The sequence below is a fragment of the Streptomyces sp. a15 genome, assembly GCF_059026085.1.
Map to the genome: position 1 here is coordinate 20,967 of NZ_JBWLKM010000057.1, position 26,953 is coordinate 47,919.

Annotated in this window: 22 protein-coding genes and 1 riboswitch; of the genes, 19 read left to right on the forward strand and 3 right to left on the reverse strand. The window is 70.8% G+C overall.

From position 1 onward, the window contains the following. Window positions 1-188 precede the first annotated feature (188 nt). The 13 genes from hpnC (at window position 189) to AC5P09_RS37135 (ending at window position 13,922) form a co-directional block, all read left to right on the forward strand. Window positions 189-1,100, forward strand: a complete 912-nt coding sequence (gene hpnC / locus AC5P09_RS37075) for a squalene synthase HpnC (protein WP_493878098.1) — start codon at window positions 189-191, stop codon at window positions 1,098-1,100. Continuing rightward, complete coding sequence (gene hpnD / locus AC5P09_RS37080; protein WP_493878099.1) at window positions 1,097-2,047, forward strand: presqualene diphosphate synthase HpnD; 951 nt, start codon at window positions 1,097-1,099, stop codon at window positions 2,045-2,047. The genes hpnC and hpnD overlap by 4 nt, the downstream gene beginning before the upstream one ends. Beyond that, window positions 2,047-2,187, forward strand: a complete 141-nt coding sequence (locus tag AC5P09_RS37085) for a DUF6380 family protein (RefSeq protein WP_493878100.1) — start codon at window positions 2,047-2,049, stop codon at window positions 2,185-2,187. The genes hpnD and AC5P09_RS37085 overlap by 1 nt, the downstream gene beginning before the upstream one ends. After that, on the forward strand, window positions 2,184-3,611 hold the full coding sequence (gene hpnE, locus AC5P09_RS37090; RefSeq protein ID WP_493878101.1) for a hydroxysqualene dehydroxylase HpnE: 1,428 nt from the start codon (window positions 2,184-2,186) through the stop codon (window positions 3,609-3,611). Before AC5P09_RS37085 ends, hpnE begins: the two co-directional genes overlap by 4 nt. Window positions 3,612-3,682: 71 nt before the next feature. Then, window positions 3,683-4,747 carry a polyprenyl synthetase family protein gene (locus tag AC5P09_RS37095; protein ID WP_493878128.1) on the forward strand — a complete coding sequence of 355 codons (1,065 nt, stop codon included), beginning with the start codon at window positions 3,683-3,685 and terminating at the stop codon, window positions 4,745-4,747. 119 nt (window positions 4,748-4,866) lie between these two features. Continuing rightward, window positions 4,867-6,858: a squalene--hopene cyclase gene (gene shc, locus AC5P09_RS37100; protein WP_493878102.1), complete on the forward strand. Its 1,992-nt coding sequence runs from the start codon at window positions 4,867-4,869 to the stop codon at window positions 6,856-6,858. Further along, the gene (locus AC5P09_RS37105; protein WP_266450420.1) at window positions 6,858-7,499 is read left to right on the forward strand and encodes a phosphorylase family protein; all 642 of its coding nucleotides are present in this window, start codon (window positions 6,858-6,860) and stop codon (window positions 7,497-7,499) included. The genes shc and AC5P09_RS37105 overlap by 1 nt, the downstream gene beginning before the upstream one ends. Window positions 7,500-7,504: 5 nt before the next feature. Beyond that, window positions 7,505-8,527, forward strand: coding sequence for an adenosyl-hopene transferase HpnH (gene hpnH, locus AC5P09_RS37110; RefSeq protein ID WP_493878103.1), 1,023 nt, complete (start codon window positions 7,505-7,507; stop codon window positions 8,525-8,527). Window positions 8,528-8,531: 4 nt separating this feature from the next. Continuing rightward, complete coding sequence (gene ispG, locus AC5P09_RS37115) at window positions 8,532-9,689, forward strand: flavodoxin-dependent (E)-4-hydroxy-3-methylbut-2-enyl-diphosphate synthase (protein ID WP_493878104.1); 1,158 nt, start codon at window positions 8,532-8,534, stop codon at window positions 9,687-9,689. A gap of 27 nt (window positions 9,690-9,716) precedes the next feature. Then, window positions 9,717-11,642: a 1-deoxy-D-xylulose-5-phosphate synthase gene (dxs, locus tag AC5P09_RS37120; RefSeq protein ID WP_493878105.1), complete on the forward strand. Its 1,926-nt coding sequence runs from the start codon at window positions 9,717-9,719 to the stop codon at window positions 11,640-11,642. Further along, window positions 11,639-13,057, forward strand: coding sequence for an aspartate aminotransferase family protein (locus AC5P09_RS37125; RefSeq protein ID WP_493878106.1), 1,419 nt, complete (start codon window positions 11,639-11,641; stop codon window positions 13,055-13,057). Before dxs ends, AC5P09_RS37125 begins: the two co-directional genes overlap by 4 nt. A gap of 89 nt (window positions 13,058-13,146) precedes the next feature. After that, a complete protein-coding gene (locus AC5P09_RS37130) occupies window positions 13,147-13,803 on the forward strand; it encodes a helix-turn-helix domain-containing protein (RefSeq protein ID WP_493878107.1) in 657 nt (218 codons plus the stop codon). After that, window positions 13,800-13,922 (forward strand): DUF6126 family protein, encoded by a 123-nt coding sequence (locus tag AC5P09_RS37135; RefSeq protein ID WP_493878108.1) that lies wholly within the window; start codon window positions 13,800-13,802, stop codon window positions 13,920-13,922. Before AC5P09_RS37130 ends, AC5P09_RS37135 begins: the two co-directional genes overlap by 4 nt. A gap of 14 nt (window positions 13,923-13,936) precedes the next feature. On the opposite strand, the gene AC5P09_RS37140 is transcribed toward AC5P09_RS37135, so the two are convergent. Beyond that, window positions 13,937-14,734 carry a tyrosine-protein phosphatase gene (locus AC5P09_RS37140; RefSeq protein ID WP_493878109.1) on the reverse strand — a complete coding sequence of 266 codons (798 nt, stop codon included), beginning with the start codon at window positions 14,732-14,734 and terminating at the stop codon, window positions 13,937-13,939. A gap of 180 nt (window positions 14,735-14,914) precedes the next feature. On the opposite strand from AC5P09_RS37140, the gene AC5P09_RS37145 reads away from it, so the two are divergent. The 4 genes from AC5P09_RS37145 to AC5P09_RS37160 all read left to right on the forward strand — a co-directional run bounded on the left by AC5P09_RS37145 (window position 14,915) and on the right by AC5P09_RS37160 (window position 20,270). After that, window positions 14,915-16,987: an alpha-galactosidase gene (locus tag AC5P09_RS37145; RefSeq protein WP_493878110.1), complete on the forward strand. Its 2,073-nt coding sequence runs from the start codon at window positions 14,915-14,917 to the stop codon at window positions 16,985-16,987. A 307-nt stretch (window positions 16,988-17,294) separates the two neighbouring features. Continuing rightward, window positions 17,295-17,454: riboswitch (cyclic di-AMP (ydaO/yuaA leader) on the forward strand. A 2-nt stretch (window positions 17,455-17,456) separates the two neighbouring features. Then, the gene (locus AC5P09_RS37150; RefSeq protein ID WP_493878111.1) at window positions 17,457-18,425 is read left to right on the forward strand and encodes a M23 family metallopeptidase; all 969 of its coding nucleotides are present in this window, start codon (window positions 17,457-17,459) and stop codon (window positions 18,423-18,425) included. A 197-nt stretch (window positions 18,426-18,622) separates the two neighbouring features. Continuing rightward, complete coding sequence (locus tag AC5P09_RS37155; RefSeq protein WP_493878112.1) at window positions 18,623-19,339, forward strand: DUF6250 domain-containing protein; 717 nt, start codon at window positions 18,623-18,625, stop codon at window positions 19,337-19,339. 145 nt (window positions 19,340-19,484) lie between these two features. Then, on the forward strand, window positions 19,485-20,270 hold the full coding sequence (locus AC5P09_RS37160; RefSeq protein WP_493878129.1) for an SGNH/GDSL hydrolase family protein: 786 nt from the start codon (window positions 19,485-19,487) through the stop codon (window positions 20,268-20,270). Between the two features lie 119 nt (window positions 20,271-20,389). Here AC5P09_RS37160 and AC5P09_RS37165 read toward each other — a convergent pair whose 3' ends face one another. Together AC5P09_RS37165 and AC5P09_RS37170 are read right to left on the reverse strand one after the other, a co-directional pair. After that, on the reverse strand, window positions 20,390-21,001 hold the full coding sequence (locus tag AC5P09_RS37165; protein WP_266450434.1) for a TetR/AcrR family transcriptional regulator: 612 nt from the start codon (window positions 20,999-21,001) through the stop codon (window positions 20,390-20,392). 119 nt (window positions 21,002-21,120) lie between these two features. Beyond that, window positions 21,121-22,299: a Glu/Leu/Phe/Val dehydrogenase dimerization domain-containing protein gene (locus AC5P09_RS37170; RefSeq protein WP_493878113.1), complete on the reverse strand. Its 1,179-nt coding sequence runs from the start codon at window positions 22,297-22,299 to the stop codon at window positions 21,121-21,123. A 146-nt stretch (window positions 22,300-22,445) separates the two neighbouring features. Between AC5P09_RS37170 and AC5P09_RS37175 the strand changes: the two genes are divergently transcribed. Together AC5P09_RS37175 and AC5P09_RS37180 are read left to right on the forward strand one after the other, a co-directional pair. Next, on the forward strand, window positions 22,446-23,711 hold the full coding sequence (locus AC5P09_RS37175; protein ID WP_493878114.1) for an MBL fold metallo-hydrolase: 1,266 nt from the start codon (window positions 22,446-22,448) through the stop codon (window positions 23,709-23,711). A gap of 987 nt (window positions 23,712-24,698) precedes the next feature. Further along, the gene (locus AC5P09_RS37180) at window positions 24,699-26,909 is read left to right on the forward strand and encodes a sensor histidine kinase (protein WP_493878115.1); all 2,211 of its coding nucleotides are present in this window, start codon (window positions 24,699-24,701) and stop codon (window positions 26,907-26,909) included. Window positions 26,910-26,953: the final 44 nt, after the last annotated feature.

A 26,953-nucleotide genomic window follows, 5' to 3' on the forward strand; every position in this document is an offset into this window, starting at 1 on the left:
CGAATCACGGCAAGTGGGGCGATAATGCGCGACATCCGCTGCCGGGGCGGCCGCGCGGACGGCCGGGCGGCGTGTCCGAAATAGTGGGTATTGGGTTGGCGGTGTAGAACGGGAGATGTGACGGCAATGGCTACGGAAACTCCCCAGCTCCACGCAGCACGTGCCGTCCCCGGCGCGGGCAGCCGACGGTGACGGGAACCGGCACGACGCGCCCCGGCCAAACGGAGCGCGGCACGCTCGACAAGGCCGCGGCGGAGAACTTCCCCGTGGCCCCCTTCTTCCTGCCCAGGGACTGGCGCGCCGACCTCATGGCCGTCTACGGCTTCGCCCGCCTCGTCGACGACATCGGTGACGGCGACCTCGCCCCCGGCGGCGCCGACGCCCGTCTGCTCGGGGTGCCGCCCGCGGAGGCCGAGAACCGCCTGGTGATGTTGGACGCCTTCGAGGCCGACCTCCACCGGGTCTTCGACACGGCAGGCCCGGGGCCACGCCACCCGCTGCTGCGCCGCCTGCAGCCGACCGTCCGCCGTCGCGCGCTGACCCCCGAGCCCTTCCTCGGCCTGATCGCCGCCAACCGGCAGGACCAGCTCGTCACGCGCTACGAGACCTACGACGACCTGCTCGCCTACTGCGAGCTGTCCGCCAATCCCGTCGGCCGTCTCGTCCTCGCCGTCACCGGCACTTCGACCCCGGAGCGGATCCGTCACTCCGACGCGATCTGCACGGCCCTCCAGATCGTCGAACACCTCCAGGACGTCGCCGAGGACCGCGGCCGCGACCGCATCTACCTGCCCGCCGCGGACATGAAGCGTTTTCACGTCCAGGAGGCGGATCTCGCCACGAAAATCGGGGGCGCATCAGTGCGCGCACTGGTTGCATACGAAGCACAACGCGCCCGCGATCTCCTGAATGAAGGCGCCCCCCTGGTGGGTAGCGTCCACGGCAGGCTGAGGCTGCTGCTCGCAGGGTTCGTGGCGGGAGGAAGGGCGGCGATCCACGCGATCGCCGCCGCCGAATACGACGTACTTCCCGGCCCGCCCAAGCCCGGCAAGCTCCGGTTGCTCCGCGAGGTGGGCGTGACTCTGCGAGGAAAGGGGTGATCCGGACCGTGGAGTCGGAACAGGACGTGCCCGCACCGGTACTCGCCGCCTACAGCTACTGCGAGGCCGTCACCGGACAGCAGGCCCGTAACTTCGCGTACGGCATCAGACTGCTGCCGACGCCCAAGCGGCGCGCGATGTCGGCGCTGTACGCCTTCTCCCGGCGCGTCGACGACATCGGCGACGGCGCGCTGGCCGGCGACATCAAGAGCACGAGACTCGAGGACACCCGGGCGATGCTGGCCCGGGTGCGCGACGGCGCGGTCGCCGAGGACGACACCGATCCGGTCGCCGTCGCCCTCGCCCACGCCGCCGAGACCTTCCCGATCCCGCTCGGCGGCCTGGACGAACTCATCGACGGCGTGCTGATGGACGTACGCGGCGAGACCTACGAGACCTGGGACGACCTGAAGGTGTACTGCCGCTGTGTGGCGGGCGCCATCGGGCGGCTCTCGCTCGGTGTGTTCGGTACGCAGCCGGAAGCGCGCGGCGCCGAGCGCGCGCCGGAGTACGCCGACACGCTCGGGCTCGCGCTTCAGCTCACCAACATCCTCAGGGACGTCCGTGAGGACGCCGAGGGCGGGCGCACCTATCTGCCCGCCGACGACCTCGCCAAGTTCGGCTGCTCGGCGGGCTTCAAGGGGCCGAAACCACCGGAGGGCGCCGATTTCGCGGGCCTCGTGCACTTCGAAGTGCGTCGGGCCCGCGCCCTTTTCGCCGAGGGCTACCGGCTGCTCCCCATGCTCGACCGGCGCAGCGGCGCGTGTGTGGCCGCCATGGCCGGCATCTACCGCCGTCTCCTCGACCGCATCGAGCGCGACCCGGAAGCCGTGCTGCGCGGCCGGGTCTCGCTGCCCGGACGGGAGAAGGCGTACGTCGCGGCGCGGGGCCTGTCCGGCCTCGACGCCCGGCATGTGACGCGGCGGACCGTCAGGAGGCGCGCCTGATGGACAATTCGGTCCAAGGTGATGCCGTCGGCGAAAAGTGGCACGCAACCCTCCGGTGGGGCACGGCGTCCCTGACTGCAACGGCCTGCCATGCACGGATCACAGCGCACAGCGGGCGCTCGGGGGAGGGTGCACGATGACCGACGGTACGCAGCCCGGCGCGTCGCTCGCGGACACGCCGGGACGGCTCGGGCGGGATGCCGTGGTGATCGGCGGCGGGCTCGCCGGCATCACCGCCGCGCTCGCGCTCGCCGACGCCGGAGTCCGGGTGACCCTGCTCGAAGGGCGGCCACGGCTGGGCGGGCTCGCCTTCTCCTTCCAGCGCGACGGACTCACCGTCGACAACGGACAGCACGTGTACCTGCGCTGCTGCACCGGCTACCGCTGGTTCCTCGACCGCATCGAGGGCGCGGCGCTGGCTCCGCTGCAGGATCGTCTCGACGTGCCCGTACTCGACGTGGCACGGCCCGAGGGGCGGCGGCTGGGCAGACTGCGGCGCGACCCGCTGCCGGTGCCCCTGCATCTGGGGCGCAGCCTCGCCACGTACCCGCATCTCTCGCTCGCCGAGCGGGCCAGGGTGGGGCGTGCCGCGCTCGCGCTCAAGGGGCTCGACCTCGCCGATCCGAACCTGGACACGCAGGACTTCGGCAGCTGGCTGACCGCGCACGGTCAGTCGGCGCGTGCCGTCGAGGCCCTGTGGGACCTGGTCGGGGTCGCCACCCTCAACGCGGTCGCGGGCGAGTGCTCGCTCGGGCTCGCCGCGATGGTGTTCAAGACCGGTCTGCTGTCCGACCCGGGCGCGGCCGACATCGGATGGGCGCGCGTCCCGCTGGGCGACCTGCATGACCGGCTGGCCCGCAAGGCGCTCGACTCCGCGGGCGTGCGTACCGAGATCCGTACACGCGTCACCTCCATCTCTACTGACGACAACGGGACTTGGAGCGTTCAAGTTCCCGGCGAGACGCTCCGCGCGGACGCGGTCGTCCTCGCCGTCCCGCAGCGCGAGGCCCACGACCTGCTGCCCGCGGGGGCGCTGGACGCCCCCGAACGGCTGCTGGAGATCGGTACCGCGCCGATCCTCAACGTCCATGTGGTCTACGACCGCGAAGTGCTCGGCAGGCCGTTCTTCGCGGCCCTCGGCACCCCGGTGCAGTGGGTCTTCGACCGGACCGGGGCATCGGGGCTCCACCAGGGCCAGTACCTCGCCCTGTCCCAGTCGGCCGCGCAGGACGAGATCGACGAACCGGTCGCCGCGCTGCGCGAGCGCTACCTTCCCGAGCTGGAGCGGCTGCTGCCCCGCGCGCGGGGGGCCGAGGTGAAGGATTTCTTCGTGACCAGGGAACGCACGGCGACGTTCGCTCCCACTCCCGGCGTCGGACGACTGCGGCCCGGCGCCCGCACCAAGGCATCCGGCCTCTACCTGGCCGGAGCGTGGACCGCCACCGGGTGGCCCGCGACCATGGAGAGTGCGGTCCGCAGTGGTGTGAGTGCGGCGGACGCCGTGCTCGGCGCCCTGGGCCGGCCCCGCCCCCGTCACCTCTTCGAGTTCGAGGAGGCGGCGTGACGCTCGATCAGCAGGGCACGTCAGGCCCCCGCACCTTCGGTACCGCAACAAGAGGAGAGACTGTGCCCACTGTGCCCCCGGCCTCGACGGCCGCTCGGAGGACCGCGGTGGACGTGACCGCGCTCCTGGAGCGCGGCCGGACCCTTGCCACACCGGTACTGCGGGCGGCCATCGACCGCCTGGCATCTCCCATGGACACGGTCGCCGCCTACCACTTCGGCTGGATCGACGCCGAGGGCAACCCGGCGGACGGGGACGGCGGCAAGGCCGTACGCCCCGCCCTCGCGGTGCTCTCCGCGGAGGTCACCGGTGCCGCGCCCGAGGCCGGGATCCCCGGCGCCGTCGCCGTGGAGCTGGTCCACAACTTCTCGCTGCTGCACGACGACCTGATGGACGGCGACGAACAGCGCCGCCACCGCGACACCGTCTGGAAGGTGCACGGACCGGCCCAGGCGATCCTGGTCGGCGACGCCCTGTTCGCCCTGGCCAACGAGGTCCTGCTGGAGCTCGGCACCGTCGAGGCCGGTCGCGCCACCCGCCGTCTGACCACCTCCACCCGCGCCCTGATCGACGGCCAGGCGCAGGACATCTCCTACGAGCACCGCGACCGCGTCAGCGTCGAGGAGTGCCTGGAGATGGAGGGCAACAAGACCGGCGCCCTGCTGGCCTGCGCCAGCTCCATCGGCGCGGTGCTCGGCGGCGCGGACGACCGCACCGCCGACACCCTGGAGAAGTACGGCTACCACCTGGGCCTCGCCTTCCAGGCCGTCGACGACCTGCTCGGCATCTGGGGCGACCCGGTCGCCACCGGCAAGCAGACCTGGAGCGACCTGCGCCAGCGCAAGAAGTCCCTGCCGGTCGTGGCCGCGCTCGCGGCGAGCGGTGCCGCATCCGAGCGGCTCGGCGAGCTCCTCGCCGCCGATGCCAAGAGCAGCGATTTCGAGAACTTCTCGGAGGAGGAGTTCGCGGCCCGTGCCGCCCTCATCGAGAAGGCGGGCGGCCGCGAGTGGACCGCCGAGGAAGCACGACGTCAGCACACCATCGCCATCGAAGCCCTCGATGCCGTCGACATGCCCGACCGGGTGCGGGCGCAGTTCACGGCACTCGCCGACTTCGTCGTCGTACGAAAGAGATGATCATTATCGGTCGAATAGCCCTCGCGTAGTCGCCGGCCGGTGTTGCGAGGAAGAAAAGCACCGGCCGACGGCGGACCCACAGCAGACGCACCGTATGCACACTGCACGAAGGGGAAGCCATGACAGCGACGACCGACGGAAGCACCGGGGCCCTGCCGCCCCGCGCTGCCGCGGCCAGCGAAACCGACATCAACACCCCCGTGGCGGCCGGGGTGCACGACGCCGCCGTACGCGCCGTCCAGCGCGCCACCGACTTCCTGCTGGCCAGGCAGGACGCCGAAGGCTGGTGGAAGGGCGACCTCGAGACCAACGTCACGATGGATGCCGAGGATCTGCTGCTGCGTCAGTTCCTGGGCATCCGCGACGAGGCCACCACCCACGCCGCCGCGCTGTTCATCCGCGGCGAGCAGCGCGAGGACGGCGCCTGGGCCTCCTTCTACGGCGGACCCGGCGAACTCTCCACCACCATCGAGGCGTACGTCGCCCTGCGCCTCGCCGGTGACGCGCCGGACGCGCCGCACATGGCGAAGGCGTCCGCCTGGGTCCGTGAGCGGGGCGGCATCGCCGCCTCCCGCGTGTTCACCCGGATCTGGCTGGCGCTGTTCGGCTGGTGGAAGTGGGAGGACCTGCCCGAACTCCCGCCCGAGCTCATCTATTTCCCCAAGTGGTTCCCGCTCAACATCTACAACTTCGGGTGCTGGGCGCGGCAGACCATCGTGCCGCTCACCGTCGTCTCGGCGAAGCGTCCGGTGCGTCCGGCGCCGTTCGCGCTCGACGAGCTGCACACCGACGCCGCCAATCCCAACCCGCCCAAGCCCCTGGCTCCGCCGACGAGTTGGGACGGTCTCTTCCAGCGGCTCGACAAGGTCGTGCGCGGCTACCGCACGGTCGCCGTGCGCCGGCTCCGCAAGGCCGCGATGAACACGGCCGCGCGCTGGATCGTCGAGCGGCAGGAGAACGACGGCTGCTGGGGCGGGATCCAGCCGCCGGCCGTGTACTCGGTCATCGCCCTGCACCTGCTGGGCTACGACCTCCAGCATCCCGTGATGCGCGCCGGACTCGAGTCGCTGGACCGGTACGCGGTGTGGCGCGAGGACGGGGCCCGGATGATCGAGGCCTGCCAGTCGCCGGTGTGGGACACCTGCCTGGCGACCATCGCGCTCGCCGACGCAGGCCTTCCCGCCGACCACCCGCAGCTCGTCAAGGCGGCGGACTGGATGCTCGGCGAGGAGATCGTCCGGCCGGGCGACTGGGCGGTCAAGCGGCCCGGACTGCCCCCGGGCGGCTGGGCGTTCGAGTTCCACAACGACAACTACCCCGACATCGACGACACCGCCGAGGTGGTCCTCGCGCTGCGCCGCGTCAGGCACCACGACCCGGAGCGGCTGGAGCGGGCGATCGGGCGCGGGGTGCGCTGGAACCTCGGGATGCAGTCGAAGAACGGCGGGTGGGGCGCCTTCGACGTCGACAACACCAGCCCGTTCCCCAACCGGCTGCCGTTCTGCGACTTCGGTGAGGTCATCGACCCGCCGTCGGCGGACGTCACCGCGCACGTCGTCGAGATGCTGGCCGTCGAGGGACTCTCGCACGACCCGCGCACCCGGCGCGGCATCGAGTGGCTGCTCGCCGAACAGGAGGCGGACGGCTCGTGGTTCGGACGCTGGGGCGTCAACTACGTCTACGGCACCGGGTCCGTCGTCCCCGCCCTGACCGCCGCCGGGATCCCCGCCTCGCACCCGGCTATCCGCCGCGCGGTGGGCTGGCTGGAGTCGGTGCAGAACGACGACGGCGGCTGGGGCGAGGACCTGCGCTCCTACAAGTACGTCAAGGAATGGAGCGGCCGGGGTGCCTCCACCGCCTCGCAGACCGCGTGGGCGCTGATGGCGCTGCTGGCCGCCGGGGAGCGGGACTCCAAGGCGGTCGAGCGCGGTATCGAGTGGCTCGCGAGCACCCAGCGCGAGGACGGCTCCTGGGACGAGCCCTACTTCACCGGCACCGGGTTCCCCTGGGACTTCTCCATCAACTACCACCTCTACCGGCAGGTGTTCCCGCTCACCGCACTCGGCCGGTACGTCCACGGAGAGCCCTTCTCCGGGGTCAAGGGGAGCTGATGAGTCCCCAGCCCGCCCCGGCCCCGCTGCTCATCGCCTGCGCGCTCGGCATCGAGCACCTCGCGCTGCGCAGCGGCGACCGCGGCGGCACCGACGGGCCGGTCACCGTCCTGCGCACGGGTATGGGCCCGGCCGCGGCCGAGCGCTCCGTCACCCGGGTGCTGGCCGACCCGGCGCTCGGTGAGGCCGCCGTACTGGCCACGGGCTTCTGCGCGGGGCTGGCCCCCGGCATGCACCCCGGCGACCTGGTCGTCGCCGAGGAGACCCGGGATCCGCGCGGCACCGTGCGGTGCGTCGGGACCGACCGGCTCGTCAAGGAGCTGGTCCGGACCCTGCCCGGACGCACCGTCCACACCGGGCCCCTCACCGGCTCCGATCACGTGGTACGTGGTCACGAACGGTCGGATCTGCTCGCGACCGGCGCGATCGCGGTCGACATGGAGTCCGCGGCCACGCTTCTGAGCGCCGTGCGCGTGGGCGAACGCCCCGTTGCGGCCGTCCGGGTGGTCGTGGACGCTCCAGAACATGAACTCGTCCGGATCGGCACGGTGCGCGGTGGAATATCAGCCTTCCGCGTCCTTCGTTCCGTCCTTCCTGCTTTCTACGAATGGCACCGTTCCTTGCTGCTCCCCAGGAGGTGAGCCAGATGGCCATGCCGCTGCGTCAGTCCATCAAGGTCGCTACATACTTGGCCGAACAGAAGCTCCGCAAGCGGGAGAAGTTCCCGCTCATCGTGGAGTTGGAGCCCCTCTTCGCGTGCAACCTCGCGTGCGAGGGCTGCGGCAAGATCCAGCATCCCGCCGGGGTGCTCAAGCAGCGCATGCCAGTGGCCCAGGCCGTCGGGGCGGTGCTGGAGTCCGGTGCGCCGATGGTGTCCATCGCCGGCGGTGAGCCGCTGATGCACCCTCAGATCGACGAGATCGTGCGGCAGTTGGTGGCGAAGAGGAAGTACGTCTTCCTCTGCACCAACGCCATGCTGCTGCGCAAGAAGATGGAGAAGTTCAAGCCCTCTCCCTACTTCGCCTTCGCCGTGCACATCGACGGGCTGCGGGAGCGGCACGACGAGTCGGTGGCGAAGGAGGGCGTGTTCGACGAGGCCGTCGAGGCAATCAAGGAGGCCAAGAAGCGCGGCTTCCGGGTCACCACCAACTCGACCTTCTTCAACACCGACACCCCGCAGACCATCATCGAGGTCCTCAACTTCCTCAACGACGACCTCAAGGTCGACGAGATGATGATCTCGCCCGCCTACGCCTATGAAAAGGCGCCCGACCAGGAACACTTCCTGGGCGTGGAGCAGACCCGCGAGCTGTTCAAGAAGGCCTTCGCGGGCGGCAACCGGCGCCGCTGGCGGCTCAACCACTCCCCGCTCTTCCTGGACTTCCTGGAGGGCAAGGTCGACTTCCCGTGCACGGCCTGGGCGATCCCGAACTACTCGCTGTTCGGCTGGCAGCGTCCCTGCTACCTCATGAGCGACGGGTACGTCCCGACGTACCGCGAACTCATCGAGGACACCGACTGGGACAAGTACGGCCGCGGCAAGGACCCGCGCTGCGCCAACTGCATGGCGCACTGCGGCTACGAGCCCACCGCCGTCCTCGCCACCATGGGTTCCCTCAAGGAGTCGCTGCGCGCCATGCGCGAGACGGTCTCCGGAAACCGGGAGTGACGTCATGACCGCCGTGTCCTTGGGCGTCCCCGAGGTACCGGTCCGGCCGATCGCCGAGCGGCGCGTGTCGCGGCGGATCCAGGTCGGGCCGGTGGCGGTCGGGGGCGGGGCCCCGGTGTCGGTGCAGTCGATGACGACGACCCGTACGTCCGACATCGGCGCCACCCTCCAGCAGATCGCCGAACTCACCGCGTCCGGCTGCCAGATCGTCCGTGTCGCCTGCCCCACGCAGGACGACGCGGACGCCCTCGCCACGATCGCCCGCAAGTCGCAGATCCCGGTGATCGCGGACATCCACTTCCAGCCGAAGTACGTGTTCGCCGCGATCGAGGCCGGCTGCGCGGCCGTACGCGTCAATCCCGGCAACATCAAGCAGTTCGACGACAAGGTGAAGGAGATCGCGCGGGCCGCCAAGGATCACGGCACGCCGATCCGGATCGGGGTCAACGCCGGGTCGCTGGACCGGCGGCTGCTGCAGAAGTACGGCAAGGCCACGCCCGAGGCGTTGGTGGAGTCGGCCCTGTGGGAGGCCTCGCTCTTCGAGGAGCACGGCTTCCGCGACATCAAGATCTCGGTGAAGCACAACGACCCCGTGGTGATGGTCAACGCCTACACGCTGCTCGCCGAGAGTTGCGACTACCCGCTGCACCTCGGCGTCACCGAGGCCGGTCCCGCCTTCCAGGGGACGATCAAGTCGGCCGTGGCCTTCGGGGCGTTGTTGTCACGCGGGATCGGCGACACCATCCGGGTGTCGCTGAGCGCCCCGCCCGCCGAGGAGGTCAAGGTCGGCATCCAGATCCTGGAGTCGCTGAACCTCAGGCAGCGCCGGCTGGAGATCGTGTCGTGCCCGTCCTGCGGGCGCGCCCAGGTCGACGTCTACAAGCTGGCCGACGAGGTCACGGCGGGCCTGGAGGGCATGGAAGTGCCGCTCAGGGTCGCCGTCATGGGGTGCGTGGTGAACGGCCCGGGAGAGGCGCGCGAGGCCGATCTGGGCGTCGCCTCCGGGAACGGCAAGGGGCAGATCTTCGTGAAGGGCGAGGTCGTCAAGACCGTCCCCGAGTCGAAGATCGTTCAGACCCTGATCGAAGAGGCGATGAAGATCGCCGAGCAGATGGAGCAGGACGGCGTCGCGTCGGGGGAGCCGGCCGTCACCGTGAGCTGAACAGCACGGACCGATAGGGGGCCCGACGTGACGATTCTGGAGAACATCCGGGGACCACGCGACCTGAAGGCGCTGTCCGAGGCGGAACTCGGCGAACTGTCCGAAGAAATACGGGAGTTCCTGGTGCATGCGGTGGCCAGGACCGGCGGGCATCTCGGGCCCAATCTGGGGGTGGTGGAACTCTCCATCGCCCTCCACCGGGTCTTCGAGTCACCGGTCGACCGCATCCTGTGGGACACCGGCCACCAGAGCTACGTACACAAGCTTCTGACCGGACGTCAGGACTTCTCCAAACTGCGAGGCAAGGGCGGCCTGTCCGGCTACCCCTCGCGGGAGGAGTCCGAGCACGACGTCATCGAGAACAGCCACGCCTCCACCGCGCTCGGCTGGGCCGACGGGCTCGCCAAGGCCCGCCAGGTGCAGGGCGAGAAGGGCCATGTCGTCGCAGTGATCGGCGACGGGGCGCTGACCGGCGGTATGGCCTGGGAGGCGCTCAACAACATCGCGGCCGCCAAGGACCGGCCGCTGATCATCGTCGTCAACGACAACGAGCGGTCCTACTCGCCGACCATCGGGGGGCTCGCCAACCACCTCGCGACCCTGCGTACGACCGACAGCTACGAGAAGGTGCTGGCCTGGGGGAAGGACGTACTGCTGCGGACGCCCGTGGTCGGCAACACGATCTACGAGTCCCTGCACGGTGCGAAGAAGGGCTTCAAGGACGCGTTCGCGCCGCAGGGCATGTTCGAGGACCTGGGGTTGAAGTACGTCGGCCCGATCGACGGACATGACATCGGGGCCGTCGAGTCCGCGTTCAGGCGCGCGAAACGCTTCCACGGGCCGGTGCTGATCCACTGCCTGACCGAGAAGGGGCGCGGCTACGAACCCGCTGTCGCCCACGAGGAGGACCACTTCCACACGGTCGGCGTGATGGACCCGCTCACCTGCGAGCCCCTCGCACCCTCCAACGGGCCGTCCTGGACCTCGGTGTTCGGCGACGAGATCGTGCGGATCGGCGAGGAGCGCGACGACGTCGTGGCGATCACCGCGGCCATGCTGCACCCGGTGGGGCTCGGCAAGTTCGCGGCCCGCTTCCCGGACCGGGTGTGGGACGTCGGCATCGCCGAGCAGCACGCCGCCGTGTCCGCGGCCGGCCTCGCGACGGGCGGGCTGCATCCCGTCGTCGCCGTCTACGCGACGTTCCTGAACCGCGCCTTCGACCAGCTCCTGATGGATGTCGCCCTGCACCGCTGCGGCGTCACCTTCGTGCTGGACCGGGCCGGCGTCACCGGTGTCGACGGGGCCTCCCACAACGGCATGTGGGACATGTCGATCCTCCAGGTCGTGCCCGGCCTCAGGATCGCCGCGCCGCGCGACGCCGACCAGTTGCGGGCGCAGCTCAGGGAGGCGGTCGCGGTGGACGACGCGCCGACGCTGGTGCGCTTCCCGAAGGAGTCGGTGGGTCCGTCCGTCCCGGCGATCGACCGGGTGGGGGGACTGGACGTTCTGCACCGTGCTTCGGCTTCGGGGGAGCCGGAGGTCCTTCTGGTCGCCGTCGGCGTGATGGCGCCCGTCTGCCTCCAGGCCGCCGAACTGCTGGAAGCCCGCGGCATCACCTGCACGGTGATCGACCCGCGGTGGGTCAAGCCCGTCGACCCCGCCCTGCCGGGCCTCGCCGCCGAGCACCGGCTGGTCGCCGTCGTCGAGGACAACAGCCGGGCCTCCGGGGTCGGCGCCGCGGTGGCGCTCGCCCTCGGGGACGCCGAAGTCGACGTCCCCGTACGGCGGTTCGGCATCCCGGAGCAGTTCCTCGCGCACGCCAAGCGCGGTGAGGTGCTCGCCGACATCGGTCTCACGCCCGTCGAGGTCGCCGGACGGATCAGCGCGAGCCTGGCCGTCAAGGAAGCGAGCCTGGCCGTCCAGGAAGAGCTGTCCAAGGAGAAACAGGAATGACCACCGCCAAGCCCGCGTCGTCCTCCTCGCAGGCCGGGGAGTTCGACCTCGGCGCGCTGCTTGCCGAGCGCGGGGCCGAGCGCTACGAGCTGCACACCAGACACCTCAACCACCAGCTCCCGCGCATGCTGCGCACCATCGGCTTCGACAAGGTCTACGAGCGTGCCGAGGGCCCGTACTTCTGGGACGCGGACGGCAACGAGTACCTCGACATGCTCGCCGGCTTCGGGGTGATGGGGCTGGGGCGCCACCACCCCGTCGTCCGCAAGGCGCTGCACGACGTCCTCGACGCCCAGCTCGCCGACCTCACCCGCTTCGACTGCCAGCCGCTGCCCGGGCTGCTGGCCGAGAAGCTGCTCGCGCACAGTCCGCACCTGGACCGGGTGTTCTTCGGCAACAGCGGCACCGAGGCCGTAGAGGGCGCCCTGAAGTTCGCCCGCTACGCCACCGGGAAGCCACGGATCCTGTACTGCGACCACGCCTTCCACGGCCTGACCACCGGGGCGTTGTCGGTCAACGGCGAGGACGGATTCCGGGACGGATTCGCCCCGCTGCTGCCCGACACTGCCCTGGCGCTCGGCGATCTCGACGCCCTGGCAAGGGAGTTGAAGAAGGGCGACGTCGCCGCCCTCGTCGTCGAGCCCATCCAGGGCAAGGGCGTGCACGAGGCCCCGCCCGGATACCTGCGCGCCGCCCAGGAACTGCTGCACAAGCACAAGGCGCTGCTGATCCTGGACGAGGTGCAGACGGGCCTCGGCCGGACCGGCGACTTCTACGCCTACCAGCACGAGGACGGGGTCGAACCTGACCTGGTCTGTGTGGCCAAGGCGCTCTCCGGCGGCTATGTGCCGGTCGGCGCCACCCTCGGCAAGGACTGGATCTTCAAGAAGGTCTACTCGTCCATGGACCGCGTGCTGGTCCACTCGGCGAGCTTCGGCTCCAACGCGCAGGCCATGGCGGCGGGGCTGGCCGTTCTGTCGGTGATGGAGAACCAGCAGATCGTCGCGAACGCCCGGGCCATGGGAGAGCTGCTGAAGTCCCGGCTCACGGCACTCGTCGACACGTACGAGCTGCTCGCCGACGTCCGCGGCCGGGGCCTGATGATCGGCATCGAGTTCGGCAGGCCCAAGTCGCTGAAGCTGCGCAGCCGTTGGACCATGCTGCAGGCCGCGCGCAAGGGGCTCTTCGCGCAGATGGTGGTCGTCCCGCTGCTGCAACGCCACCGGATCCTCACCCAGGTCTCCGGCGATCACATGGAGGTGATCAAGCTGATCCCGCCGCTGGTCATCGGCGAACGGGAGGTGGACCGCTTCGTCGACGCCTTCACGGATGTTATGGACGACGCGCACAGCGGCGGCGGTCTGATGTGGGACTTCAGCAAGACGCTGATCAAGCAGGCGGTCGCCAATCGGTGAGGGCGCCTCTGGGCCTGGTGGTCCTGGAGGGTTTTGCCTTTTAGGCAAGAGATTTGCCGCAGAGGCAAGCCTCCGGCTGAATGGAGGGCATGAGCTCTCCCGAGTCCGAGCCACCTGAGCCGCCCGAACCGCCTGAGCCGCCCGGGCCTTCGGCCGACGCGGTCCCGCTGGTGGCACCGCAGCTGCGTGAACTGCGCCGCCGCGCCTCCCTCACCCTGGAGGCCGCGGCCCGCGCCGCCGGGCTGTCGCCCGCCCACCTCTCCCGTCTGGAGACCGGGCAGCGCCAGCCCTCGCTGCCGATGCTGCTGGGCCTCGCCCGTATATACGGTACGACCGTCGCGGAGCTGCTCGGCGAGACGGTCGCCGACCGGGACGCCGTCATCCGCGCCGCCGACATGGAGCCGACCGCGGCGGGCGGCTGGACGTACTGGCAGGCCGGCGCATCCGGCCGCGGCATGCAGGCCCTGCGCGTCCACGTGCCGTACGGCTCCCAGGGCGACATCGTGCGCGTGCATCCCGGCGAGGAGTGGCTGTACGTCATTGGGGGACGGCTGCGGCTGCGCCTTGGGGACGCCACCCACCGGCTCGCCCCGGGCGACAGCGCGCACTTCGACTCGCTGACCCCGCACCGCATCGTGGCCGAGGGCCGCGGGGGCGTCGAGCTCCTCTTCGTCCACACCCTGCTGCAGAGTCCCACGGCCACGCTGTGCCTGGGCCCCGGCCCCACGACTGGAGACATGCCATGAGCAACATCGAGGAGAAGTTCCCCCGCGCCCTGTGGGTGCGGCTGATCATCTACCTCGCGGTGGGGCACCTCTTCGCCGCCTTCATCTACCTGCTGTTCGCGCTCGGGGCCAAGCAGTGAAGGCCAAGTGAGGGTCAGTCGAGCAACCGCTCCCGCAGCCGCTCCCGGATCTGTGGAGTGACCCCGAGGCCCTGCTCCAGGTACGCCTCGACGCTGCCCCACGTCTCCTCGATGGTCTCGAAGGCCGTCGCCAGATACTCGGCGCGCGCGTCGAACAGGGGGCTGAGCAGCTCCATGACCTCGGGGGAGTAGGCCGAGGCGGCGGTGCTGCTGCGGCGCACCTTGTAGCGGCGGTGCCTGGCGTTCGACTTCAGGTAGTCGGCGAGGATCGCCTCCCGCTCCACGCCCAGGGTCAGCAGCGTCACGGCTATCGACAGGCCGGCGCGGTCCTTGCCCGCGGCGCAGTGCATCAGCGCCGGGACGCTGTCCTCGGCGAGCGAGTGCAGCACCTGGGAGTGCTCGGCGGTGCGCTCCTTGATGATCATGCGGTACGACGCGATCATCCGCTTCGCGCCCTTGTCGTCGGAGAGCAGCTCGCGCAGCTGGTCGAGGTCGCCGTCGCGGACCATCTTCCAGAACTCGGCGCCGTCCGCCGGGTCGCTCAGCGGCAGGTTCACATTGCGCACGCCCGGCAGCTCGACGTCGGGACCCTCGAACTTCTGGTCCGAGGCATTGCGGAAGTCGAAGATCGTGTGCAGGCCCAGGGAGGCGAGGAACGCGGCGTCCTCCTCGGTCGCGTGCGCGAGGTGGCCGCTGCGGAACAGCACTCCGTGCCGCACCCGCCGGCCGTCCACTGTCGGCAGTCCGCCCACGTCCCGGAAGTTGCGCACGGCGGCCAGTTCGGGCTCGGTCGACGGGACCTGCTGCGTCACTAGGGCTCCCCCCACTCGGTCCCGCCGCCGCGGCTCGACGACGGGCACGCCCTCGACGATACGACATGCGTTCCTGGGGCAACGAGTTGTCCACAGGCGTTGCACCGAGGGCTCACCGCCCTTGATGATGTTGGTGCTTGAGTGGACCTGTTCGTGCTTGTTCGAATCTGTGAGGGACGTATGCCGGAGATTGCCGAGAACGGCCGCACGTGGCTTCTGTCCGGGCCGGCCAGCAGTTACGCCCTCCACCTCACCGCCGACGACGAGCTCCTGCACCTCCACTGGGGGCCGCGCATCGCCCTCGTCGACGCCGAGGCCCTCGCCGTACGCCCGCTGCCCGACTACTGGCCCTTCGAGTCCCCGCTCGACGGCCGCGAGGAGTACCCCGTCGAGGGCGGCGCCCGCTTCGTCCGGCCCGCCCTGTCGGTGCGCACGTCGGAGGGGCGCGGTACCGAGTGGAGCTTCGAGGCGCACGAGACCGAGGACGACGAGCTGCGGCTGCGGTTCCGCGACGGCGGACTGGCGATCACGCTGCACTACCGGATGCGGGGCGACGTACTCGAACGGTGGGTGACGCTCGACAACGACGGGCCCGCCGCCGTGGAACTCCTGCGCGCGGACTCCGCCACGTGGACCCTGCCCGACCGTGACGGCTGGCGGCTGTCCCAGCTGCACGGCCGCTGGGCCGCGGAGTCCCGGCTCGTGCGCTCTTCCCTCACCTACGGTGAGAAGGTCATCGGCAGCCGCCGCGGCCACACCGGGCACCAGCACCTGCCCTGGGTCGCCCTCGACACCGACGCGACCGAGGAGCGCGGCGAGGTCTACGGCTGCGCCCTCGGCTGGTCCGGGTCCTGGCGCATCGCCGTGGCCCAACTCCCGGACGCGCGTGTGCAGATCACCGGCGGGGCCGGGTACGACGACTCCGGGCTGCTGCGGCTGGCGGCGGGGGAGTCCTTCACGACGCCCGTCTTCGCCGGCCTGTGGAGCGACGGCGGCTTCGGCGGGGCCAGCCGCGCCTGGCACGCCTACCAGCGCGCGTACGTCATCCCGGACGCGGACCAGGACCGGCCGGTGCTGTTCAACTCCTGGGAGGCCACGGAGTTCGACATCTCCGAGGAGCAGCAGGGGGTGCTGGCGCGGCGGGCCGCGGCGATCGGCGTCGAGCTGTTCGTCGTGGACGACGGCTGGTTCGGGGCCCGCACCAGCGACCGCGCCGGGCTCGGCGACTGGAAGCCCAACCCCGACCGCTTCCCCGGCGGCCTCAAGCCGCTCGGCGACTACGTCCACGCCCTCGGTATGAAGTTCGGCATCTGGGTGGAACCGGAGATGGTCAACCCGGACAGCGAGCTGTACCGAGCCCATCCGGACTGGGTCCAGCACCAGACGGGGCGAAAGCGGACGGAACTCCGCAATCAACTCGTACTGAACCTCGGCCGCGAGGACGTCCAGGAGTACCTCTGGGGGCAGCTCCACGAGCTCCTCTCCAGTGCTCCGATCGACTACGTGAAGTGGGACTTCAACCGCTGCTTCACCGACGCGGGCTGGCCCGGAGAGCCCTACCCGCAGCGCCTGTGGGTCGACCACGTGCACGCCCTGTACCGCCTGTTGGACCGGCTGCGGGCGGCCCACCCGGGCGTCGCCTTCGAGTCCTGCTCGGGTGGCGGCGGCCGGATCGACCTCGGCGTGATGAGCCGTACGGACCAGGTGTGGACCTCGGACAACACCGACCCGCTCGACCGGCTCGCCATCCAGCACGGTTTCAGCCAGATCCACCCCGCCCGGGTCATGGCCGCCTGGGTCACCGACAGCCCCAACACCCAGCTCAACGGCCGGGCAAGCTCGCTGCGGTTCCGCTTCGTGAGCGCGATGGCCGGGGTGCTCGGCGTCGGGGGCGACCTCGCGGAGTGGACCGAGGAGGAGCTGGCCGAGGCCCGCGACTGGGTGGATCGCTACAAGGAGATCCGGCCCCTCGTGCAGCGCGGCGACCTCTACCGGCTACGGCCCCCGCAGGGCGGGCTGAGTGCGGTGCAGTACGTGCTCGGTGACGAGGCCGTCGTCCTCGCCTGGCTCCAGGCGCAGCATCACGGCGAGCCGGTGCCGGTGCTGCGGCTGCGTGGCCTCGACCCGACAGCAGCGTACGAATGCCTCGAAACGGGCGAAGTTCACCGAGGTGCCGTACTACTGCATCACGGACTGCGGACGGGGCTGCGCGGTGACCTCGATGCGACGGTTCTCCGGTTGCGTCGCATCTAGGGCTTCTGTCCGAATTGGTGCCTTCATTCCAACTCCGTCTGGAATAAGGGGACCTGTGGATGTGCCACGTGAGGAGCGTCATATTCGTGACCGTGCGTCGCCCGTCATGTTCACGTAATTAGTGCGGTTTTCAAGGGTGTTTGGTCAAAGAGAGCCTCCTGAAAGCACGGAGGGTGACCGGGAATTCCCTCAGGTACCAAACAGAAACACATTCACGGGCAACCACTTACTTGTCCCTTTGCGTCTTGGTCGCTTACGTTCACCAGCGATCCGGACGGACGCCCAATCCTGCCGCCGCCCGGAGCCCGCACACCAATCACCCGTCCATGGCAGGAGCGGGGGACCCACAGGTAGAACCGCCTGTTCCGGTCTCCGGAACGGCTAGGGGTTAAGCCGTACTTCGGTACGGCCGGGCATCTCCAGTCCGCACCCGACAGCTCACCTCGCAGGCGCCGGAGAGGAATTCGCCATGCCCGCCAAGGGTAAGCACCGCCGACCGAAGACCCAGCGCTTCACCCGATCCATCGCCGTCGCCGGAACCGGCGGCGCCGCACTTGCTCTGCCGCTTCTCGGGGCCACCGGCGCCAACGCCGCCACCCCGCAGTCCGTCTCGGAAAAGGCCGTTCAGTCGTCCGTTCCGGCCACCATGAAGAACGTGGCCGAAAAGACGACGGCCGAAAAGACGGCCTCCGCGAAGGCCTCGGGCACGAAGACCTACTCCGTGCAGGCCGGTGACTATCTCGCGAAGATCGCGGACGAGCAGAATGTCAGCGGTGGCTGGAAGAAGCTCTACTCCGACAACCGCGAGGCCGTCGGCGCCGACCCGTCGCTGATCCACCCCGGTCTCAAGCTCTCGATCGGCAAGAAGGCCACGACGAGCACACCCAAGTCCTCGTCGCCCTCGGGCTCTTCGTCCTCTTCGTCCAAGTCATCTTCTTCGTCGGATTCGTCCGTATCGTCGAAGTCGTCCTCCTCCGGGTCCTCCTCCTCGAAGACCGAGGCGGCCACCCAGAGCGCCGACACCGCCAGTGGCTTCACCACCCCGGTGAGCGGTGCCGCCGTCGGTACCGCCTACCGCACGGCGGGCAGCATGTGGTCCAGCGGCTACCACACCGGCGTCGACTTCAGCGTCCCCACCGGCACCTCCCTCAAGGCCGTGGGCGCGGGCACCGTCGTCTCCGCGGGCTGGGGCGGGGCGTACGGCAACCAGGTCGTCGTCAAGCTCGCCGACGGCTACTACGCGCAGTACGCCCACCTGTCCTCGCTCTCCGTCTCGAACGGCCAGTCCGTGACGGCCGGCCAGCAGGTCGGTCTCTCGGGCGCGACCGGCAATGTGACCGGTCCGCACCTGCACTTCGAGATCCGCACCTCGCCGGACTACGGCTCGGACGTGGACCCGGTCGCCTACCTCCGTACCAAGGGCGTCTCCGTCGGCTGATTCCCCGACTGCTTGTCCGACACGCTGCCGAAGGCCGGATCCCGATCCCCGGGTCCGGCCTTCGGTGTGTCGATCTGTGCTCGTTCATGGTGATCGCTTCATTGCGGTTTTGTGGCAAGCGTGCCCAGGGCGTCGCCAGGGACGGAAGAGTGGGGACGTAAAAGCCTCGATCGGCCTTCCGGAAGGAGCCGTCTCCCGTGACGAGCACGCGTAGAGCATTCGGAGCCCTGGCCGCAGGCGCCGCCCTGGCTGCCCTCGCCCCCGCGACCGACGCGAGCGCCACGCCACGCCACCGCCGGCTGATCGCCCACGACGACTTCCGTCACGGGCTCGGCCAGTGGGCGGTGGAACTCGAGCAGGGCGGCACCGTCACCGCCTCCCGCGGGACCCTGGAAGTCGACGTGCCCGCCGGCGCGACGGTCTGGTTCAAGAAGCGGCTCGAAGGGCCGTACGTCCTGGAGTACACCGCCACACCGGTGTCGGCGGGCGGGGTCAACGACCGGGTCTCCGACCTCAACAACTTCTGGAACGCCGTTGACGTCCGTTCCCCCGACGACCTCTTCGCCACCCGGCGGAGCGGGGCGCTGGCGGAGTACGACCACCTCAAGACGTACTACGTCGGCTACGGCGCCAACACCAACACGACGACCAGGCTGCGCCGTTACGTCGGTGAGGCGGGCGTCCGGCCGCTGGTGTACGACTACACCGAGCCGCTGCTCGTGGCGAACGAACCGAACCGGGTCCGGATCGTCTCCGACGGCTCGGGAGTCCGGTGGTGGGACAACGGGCGGCTCGTCTTCGACTACAGCGATCCTCAGCCGTATACGAGCGGGCACTTCGGCTTCCGGACCACCTGGAGCCATTTCCGGATCAGCGGATTCCGGGTGTGGCAGTTGCCGCCTCAACAGCGCTGAGAAGAGGGCTATTCCTGGTTTGACCAATCCTTGAAGAGTGGCTTATCTCACCGCACGTCAACCCTTTCCTACGGTCGCGTAGCTCACATCCGAAGGGGAATCATGGGCCGACGTGGCAGACGATTCGAAGAATGACAACAGATCAGTGATCGGGTCGTACGTGGCGGTGGGGGACAGCTTCACCGAGGGCGTCGGCGACCCCGGTCCCGACGGGTCGCTCGTCGGCTGGGCCGACCGGTTCGCGGTACTGCTCGCGGACCGGCGGCCCGAGGGCGACTTCGACTACACCAACCTCGCCGTGCGCGGGAAACTCCTCGACCAGGTCGTGGCGGACCAGCTTCCGCAGGCTCTCGAACTCGCCCCGGACCTGGTCTCCTTCTGCGCCGGCGGCAACGACATCCTGCGGCCCGGCACCGATCCCGACGAGGTCGCCGAGCGTTTCGAGCAGGCGGTGGTGCGGCTCACCGCCGTCGCCGGCACGGTGATGGTGACGACCGGATTCGACACCCGTGGCGTGCCCGTGCTCAAGCGTCTGCGCGGCAAGATCGCCACCTACAACGGACATGTGCGGGCCATCGCCGACCGCCACGGCTGTCCGGTGCTCGACCTGTGGTCCCTGAAGAGCATTCAGGACCGGCGGGCCTGGGACGGCGACCGGCTCCACCTGTCGGCGGACGGGCACACGCGCGTGGCGCTGCGCGCGGGGCAGGTCCTCGGGCTGGAGATCCCGGCCGACCCGGAGCAGCCCTGGCCGCCGCTTCCGCCGCGCGGCACGCTGGAGGTTCGGCGGGACGACGTGCACTGGGCGCGCGAGTACCTGGTGCCGTGGATCGGCCGCCGGCTGCGCGGGGAGTCGTCGGGCGACCATGTGACCGCCAAGGGCACGCTGTCGCCGGACGACATCAAGACGCGGATCGCTTCGGTTGCTTGAAGGTCTGCGGAGGTGCGGGTATTTGGGTGCCCGGTGCGAGCCGGCCTACGGGCGGCACGCACCGGGCACTCGCCTTGTGGCCCGAGGTGGGCTTGTGCGGGGCAGGGGGCTCGGCGCCCCTACGTGGTCAACGCCTCCCGCGTCAGCCCCAGTTCCCGGGCCAGCGCCTCGTCCACCCACTCCTGCGCCCGGGACCGCGACACCGCGCCCGGGTACGACGTGAGCTGTACGGCGAGCCCGTCCAGCAGGGCCGTGAGGCGCAGGGCCGTGCCGCCCGGGTCCGGGCAGGGGAACTCGCCCGCGGCCACGCCCTCGGCGATCACCTCGGCGAGGGCCGCCTTCCACCGGCGGTCGAGGTCACGGGTGACCTCCTGGAGCGCGGGCTCGCGCAGCGCGGCCGCCCAGCCCTCGATCCACAGCCGCCAGCCCTTGGCCTGGCCCGTCGGGGCGTACCAGCGTACGGCCGCCCGCAGCCGGCGCAGTGCGGTGGTGCGGCGGGCGAGCAGTTTGGACAGATGGGCGAGGTCGTCCTCGGCCGCGTACGTGAAAGCGGCGGCGACCAGCTTCTCCTTCGTGGAGAAGTGATACAGCACCAGCGCGTTGCTCACACCGAGGACCGAGGCCACGTCGGCGATCCTGACCGCCGCCACGCCCCGCGCCTCGATCTGCTCGATGGCGGCCCGCAGCAGCTCCTCGCGCCGCTCGGCCACGCTCAACCGCACTCTCGCCACGCCGTCACCCTAATCCGTGGTTCTGTGCGCTGCCGGAGAGAGGTCGTTTACCGGCCGAACCGCCCGCGACCTGGTAGCGCACCTGAAACGACCGTTCGCGCCGAGGGGCGGGCACCTCGCTACCGGTACCAGCCGAACCGCTCGGCGATCACCGGCAGCCGGTCCGCGACGATGGCGTGCGCGGCCGCCCGCGGGGTCGTGCCGTCCCGCTCCGCACGGGCCAGCATCTGCTCGACCAGGGCGCGCATCGAGCGGCGTGTGTGGGCGAACGCCGCGTCCGCGTCGGCGTCGATGTCGCCGAAGAGCGTCCACCACCACCAGGCGTTCGTTCCCGAGTTGACGACCACGTCCGGCAGAACGGTCACCCCGCGCGCGGACAGCAGTTCCTCCGCCTCAGGGAGGACGGGCATATTGGCCGCCTCGACGATCCAGCGGGCCGTGACCAACTCCTGGTTGGTGGTGTCGATCGCGTACGAGACCGCCGCGGGCACCAGCACCTGTGCGCCGGCGCACAGCCAGGCGCCGCCCGGCAGTTCACGGTCGTCGGGGCGCAGGACGGACCGGTCCACCGTGCCGTAGGCGTCCCGCGCCACGAGCAGGGCCTCGACGTCGAGGCCGGTCGGATTGGCGATGGTGCCCTTGATGTCGGCGACGGCCACGACCGTGAGCCCCGCGCGCGTGAGGAAGCGCGCGCTGGCCCCGCCCATGGTGCCCAGGCCCTGCACCGCGACCCGCGTTCCCGCATACGCCACCCCGGCCCGGTCCAGGGCCGTGAGCACCGACTCCGCCACCCCGCAGCCGCCGACCAGCTCGTCGAGGCCGATGCCGTCCACCTCGACCGCGAAGGCGTCCGCGAGCCGCCGCCGGGCCGCGCCCTCGTCGTCGAGCAGCGGATACACCGCCTGGATGGAGGAGACGAGCCCCGCCTCCGAGGCCGCCCGGTCCACCAGGTCCTGCGTGAGGCCGAGGTCCTCGCCGGTGGTCCACAGGCTCTCGACGTACGGCCGCATGGCTCGCAGATAGCGGACCAGCAGGTCGTACGCCCCCGGCTCCCGGGGATCGCAGTCGATGCCGCCCTTGGCGCCGCCGAGGGGGATGTAGCGGCCCTCGGGGGTGTAGTGCAACGCCTCCTTCATCGTCATGCCGCGGGCGAGTCCGGTGACTTCGTCCAGGGTGCAGCCCGCGCGCATGCGCAGACCGCCGCTGGAGACGCCGCGCACCAGCCGGTCGACGACCAGGAAGCCCTGGCGACCGGTGAGGTGGTCGGTCCAGGTGAGCGACATCAGGGGGGCGGTCATGCGGTCTCCTCAACTGAACGGTGAGTCAGTGTCCGAAGGATCGCCGTGTCCTGTCAACGCACACAATGGACCGGTGGTGGTAATCCGGCTGTCAGAGGGGGTGCCCATAATGGGAGGCCTCACCGACTCCACCTTGGAGGTACACCGTGACCGGTTTCCGTTCCCCGAGCTCCGGGCTTCGCGCGCTGCGGCCCGCGGCCTTCGGTGCGGACCCGAGCGGTGAGCGCCTGGCGCGCATCCGCAGATCGCCCCACTTCAAGGACGGGGTCTTCCAGAATCCCGGAGGCACCGCAAGCACCCGGCCCTCCGCTTCGCCGGTGGAGCTCGCGAAGGGCTACTTCGACAAGGACGAGCGCCCCCGCCGCGCCCCGAAGGGCACCGTGCCGGTGCACGCCACCACGCTCGCCGACATCGCCAGGCCCCCGGCCACGGGGCTCCGACTGACCTGGATGGGGCACTCCAGCGTGCTCGCGGAGATCGACGGACAGCGGGTGCTCTTCGACCCCGTCTGGGGCGAGCGCTGCTCCCCGTTCCCCTTCGCCGGCCCCAAGCGACTGCACCCCGTGCCCCTGCCGCTGGCCGCGCTCGGCCCGGTCGACGCCGTCGTGATCTCCCACGACCACTACGACCACCTCGACATGCCCACGATCAAGGCACTGGCCGGCACCGACACGCTCTTCGCCGTGCCGCTGGGCGTCGGCGCCCACCTGGAGCACTGGGGGGTCTCCGCCGACCGGCTGCGTGAGCTGGACTGGAACGAGGCGACGAAGGTCGGCGGCCTCACCCTGACGGCCACCCCGGCCCGCCACTTCTGCGGCCGCGGTCTGCGCAACACCCAGCACACGCTGTGGGCCTCCTGGGTCGTCGCCGGCGACGAGCACCGGATCTACCACAGCGGCGACACCGGGTACTTCGACGGCTTCCGGGACATCGGCGCCGAGCACGGCCCCTTCGACGCCACGATGATCCAGATCGGCGCGTACAGCGAGTACTGGCCGGACATCCACATGACTCCCGAGGAGGGGATGCGCGCCCACCTCGACCTCCAGGGCGGCCGGCCGCACGGCGTGTTCCTTCCGATCCACTGGGCCACCTTCAACCTCGCCATGCACGCGTGGGCCGATCCCGGCGAGGGCACCGTCGCGTCCGCCCGCGCGGTGCGGGCCCCGATCGCCCTGCCCCGGCCCGGCGAGCCCTTCGAGCCCACGGCCGAGACGCTGCCGACCGAGCCCTGGTGGCGGAGTGTGGCCACCGCACCGGCCGGCGGCTGGCCGGCAGCCGACGTGCTGACCGAGGCGTTGATCAAGACCTCGGCCGACTCGGCCGCCCGGGACCAGGCCGGTACGACCGGTGATGTGCCGGAGGGCAAGGGTGACGGGAGCGGCGAGCCGGAGGCTGTTCCGGCGGGCTGAGGGGCGGGGGAGGGACAGCCGCGGGCGGCTCGCGCCGACATATGGCTGCCGCGGCTTGCCCGCCGACGGCGGGCAAGCCGGTTGTTCGGGATGGGCGCGGCCTGGCCACCGGATGACAGCGCGGCCCTCGGCCCAGGGGCTGAACCGGGCGGGGTGCAGGGCAAGCCAGCGCGTGAGGCGGGGCCCTTCGGCATGGGGGCCTGGGCCCCTTTGGGGTGGGCGGCCGGTCTGCGCAGGGCAGGTTGCCGAGTCGCGTGGAGACGCGGCGGCTGCGCCGTGCCCACCGGAGACTGGGCCACCTGCGGGGCGCGTGCTCATCGGCGACGGTGACACGGCTGCGGTTCGTTCCAGGGGTCGGGGGAGGAAAGCGAATCCAGCGGTCCCAGTGGGCTGTTGGCAGGTCCGGGTTCGGTGGACGGTCAACAGGGGGCAGGGGCAGGCGACTTCGCCGGACGCGAGGCGATCGACATTCCGTTCCTGTCGGTCGCGAAGTGGCGCGCTCGCCCGCAATTCCGTCTGGGCACATCCATGACGAGGGGCGCCTCGCGGGCGGCTCTTCCGCTACGGAGAGTGAACCTCCTGGGGATGCTCACGGAGCCCTGTGTCGTTGATTCCCGGATCGAAGGCGACCGTCGGCCGACTCGCGCGGCGTCGGTTGAGGAAAGGGGCACCCGGGCCTCGCAGTCCGTTTGTGACCGGCTCTGACCAGTGTCGATCGACTCTGGGCTTGATGAGGTCGGGCCGAGGGGGAGGTTATCGGTCTGTCGTACGAGGCCTCATACCAGAGCGGGATGCTGTCCGTGGGAGTTTGTCAACTGCCCACCGCACATGATGCGTTGCCGACTACTGTCAGTGTCCGTCGGGCGACGCAGGGCTGGAACGTTCGGTTCTGTCGATCGACACCCGCATGCGCGTGCCCGCGTACGCCCCCGACATGTGCAGCAGCAGGGCAATCAGGCCCGACGGACCAGTACGACGAGGACACCGATGTCTCACCTCCGCGCCCCGGCCGCCCGCGCAGACCGCCGTGAGGGCGGGCGGCACGGCCGGCCGGCCGCCCGAGCCGTTCCCGTGGTGCCCGACATCCACATACGGTCCCAGTTGCTGCGTCTTGCCGTGCTGCCGCCCGTCGCCGTCGCCCTCAGCGCCTGCGCCGCCGTCCTGTTCACCGTCCGCTCCACCGGTGCCCGGCCCAGCCTGACCCTGTGGTGCGTGCTTGCCGGGGCCGTCTCGGTGACCTGCGCGGGCATCCTGATCGCCGCCGTGGCTGCCGACCGCGCCGCCCACTCGGTGAGCGACCGCATCGGTGCCCTGCGGCGCAGCAGCGCGCGCGGCGAGGCCGACCTGCGGGCGCTGGTCGAGGCGTTGCGCCGGGGTGAGGGACCGCCGCAGCGCAAGCCGCGCAGCGGACCGCCCGAGGACGCCGACGACTTCGAACTGCTCGCCACCGACCTCACCCGGGCCCACGACGGCGCCGTCACCGCCGTCGTGCAGGCCGCGCAGCTCTCCAGCCAGGCGGGCAGCGAACAGAAACTCGAGGTCTTCCTCAACCTCGCCCGGCGCCTGCAGTCGCTGGTGCACCGCGAGATCTCGATCCTGGACGAGCTGGAGAACGAGATCGAGGACCCCGATCTCCTCAAGGGCCTGTTCCATGTCGACCACCTCGCCACCCGCATCCGCCGCCACGCCGAGAACCTCGCCGTGCTCGGCGGGGCCGTCTCCCGCCGTCAGTGGAGCAACCCGGTCTCCATGACCGAGGTGCTGCGCTCGGCCATCGCCGAGGTCGAGCAGTACTCACGGGTCAAACTCGTGCCGCCGATCGACGGCACCCTGCGCGGCCACGCCGTCGCCGACGTGATCCACCTGCTGGCCGAACTCGTCGAGAACGCCACGGTGTTCTCCGCCCCGCACACCCAGGTGCTGCTGCGCGCCAACCTCGTCACCTCGGGGCTCGCCGTGGAGGTCGAGGACCGCGGGCTCGGCATGCCCGTCGGCGAGCAGAGCCGGATGAACGCCCTGCTCGCCGACCCCGACCAGGTCAATGTGGCCAGCCTGCTGGCCGACGGCCGCATCGGGCTGTTCGTCGTCTCGCAACTCGCCAAGCGGCACGGCATCCACGTCCGGCTGCAGACCAACATCTACGGCGGTGTCCAGGCCGTCCTCGTGGTGCCGCAGGCGCTGCTGGGCACGGCACCGGGCGTCCCCGGAGCCGTACCGCGCCCGCCGGACGCCCCGGCGGGCGGGGCCGGGCCGTCCGTGCCGCAGCAGCATCCGCGGCCCGGGCCGCCCGAGGCAGGGCACCGGGTCACGCCGGGCGCCCCGATCGCGCCGCCGGCCCCGCCGCGCCCTCAGCAGCGGGAGACGCCGCGGCCCCGACAGGGGGAGACCGCGCCGCCCATGAAGAACGGCGGTGCACCGGCGCCGCCGCTGCCCGTGCGCGGGGCCCGCGAGGAGCGGCCCACCCCGGCGGAGGCCGTACCCGGCGTCCGGCCCGACCACCGGCACCTCGTCGCGGAGCACACAGCCGCGCCGCCCACCCCACGCAACGGCGCCGTGCGCGGCACCATGGGCAAGCCTCAACTGCCCCGGCGCCGGGCGCAGGAGCACATCGCGCCCCAGCTGCGCGACGGGCCGGCGCCCCGCCAGGAATCGGAGTACCTGGTCGGACACGACCCGGGCCTGATGGCGGCCTTCCAGCGGGGTATCGGCCTGGCCGAGGCCCAGCAGCACCTGGAGGCGGTGTCCGGCGACCCGAGCACACCGCCCACGGCGTCGCCCATGGGGTCGACCATGGAGTCGCCCATGGGGTCGACAACCTTGGGCTCGGCCACCGTGGAGCCCGCGCACACAACGCCCGCGCACATGGAGGCCGCGCACATGGATTCGGCCCCCATGGAGCGGACCGGCATGGAGCCGCCCCACATGGAGCCCGCCCCCATGGACCCCGTCCACACGCCTGTGCCGCTTCCCGGGGCGGTGCCCCTCGCGCCCCTGGACCTCGGCCACACGGACGTCACCGACATGGCCGCTCCGCCCTCCATGGACGTACGGCCCATGGATCCGTCCCACATAACCGAGGCGCGCCCCGCGCACGGACCCGGGTCGCACGGCGTACGTCGCCTGCGGGATGGCGGGTCCGCACCCGGCCTCGACCTCGACCACACCACCCGGCACGACGGGAGCGCACCCGCCGGATGACCATCCCCGCATTCACCCCACCCCCCAGCGCTCCCGCAGACCTT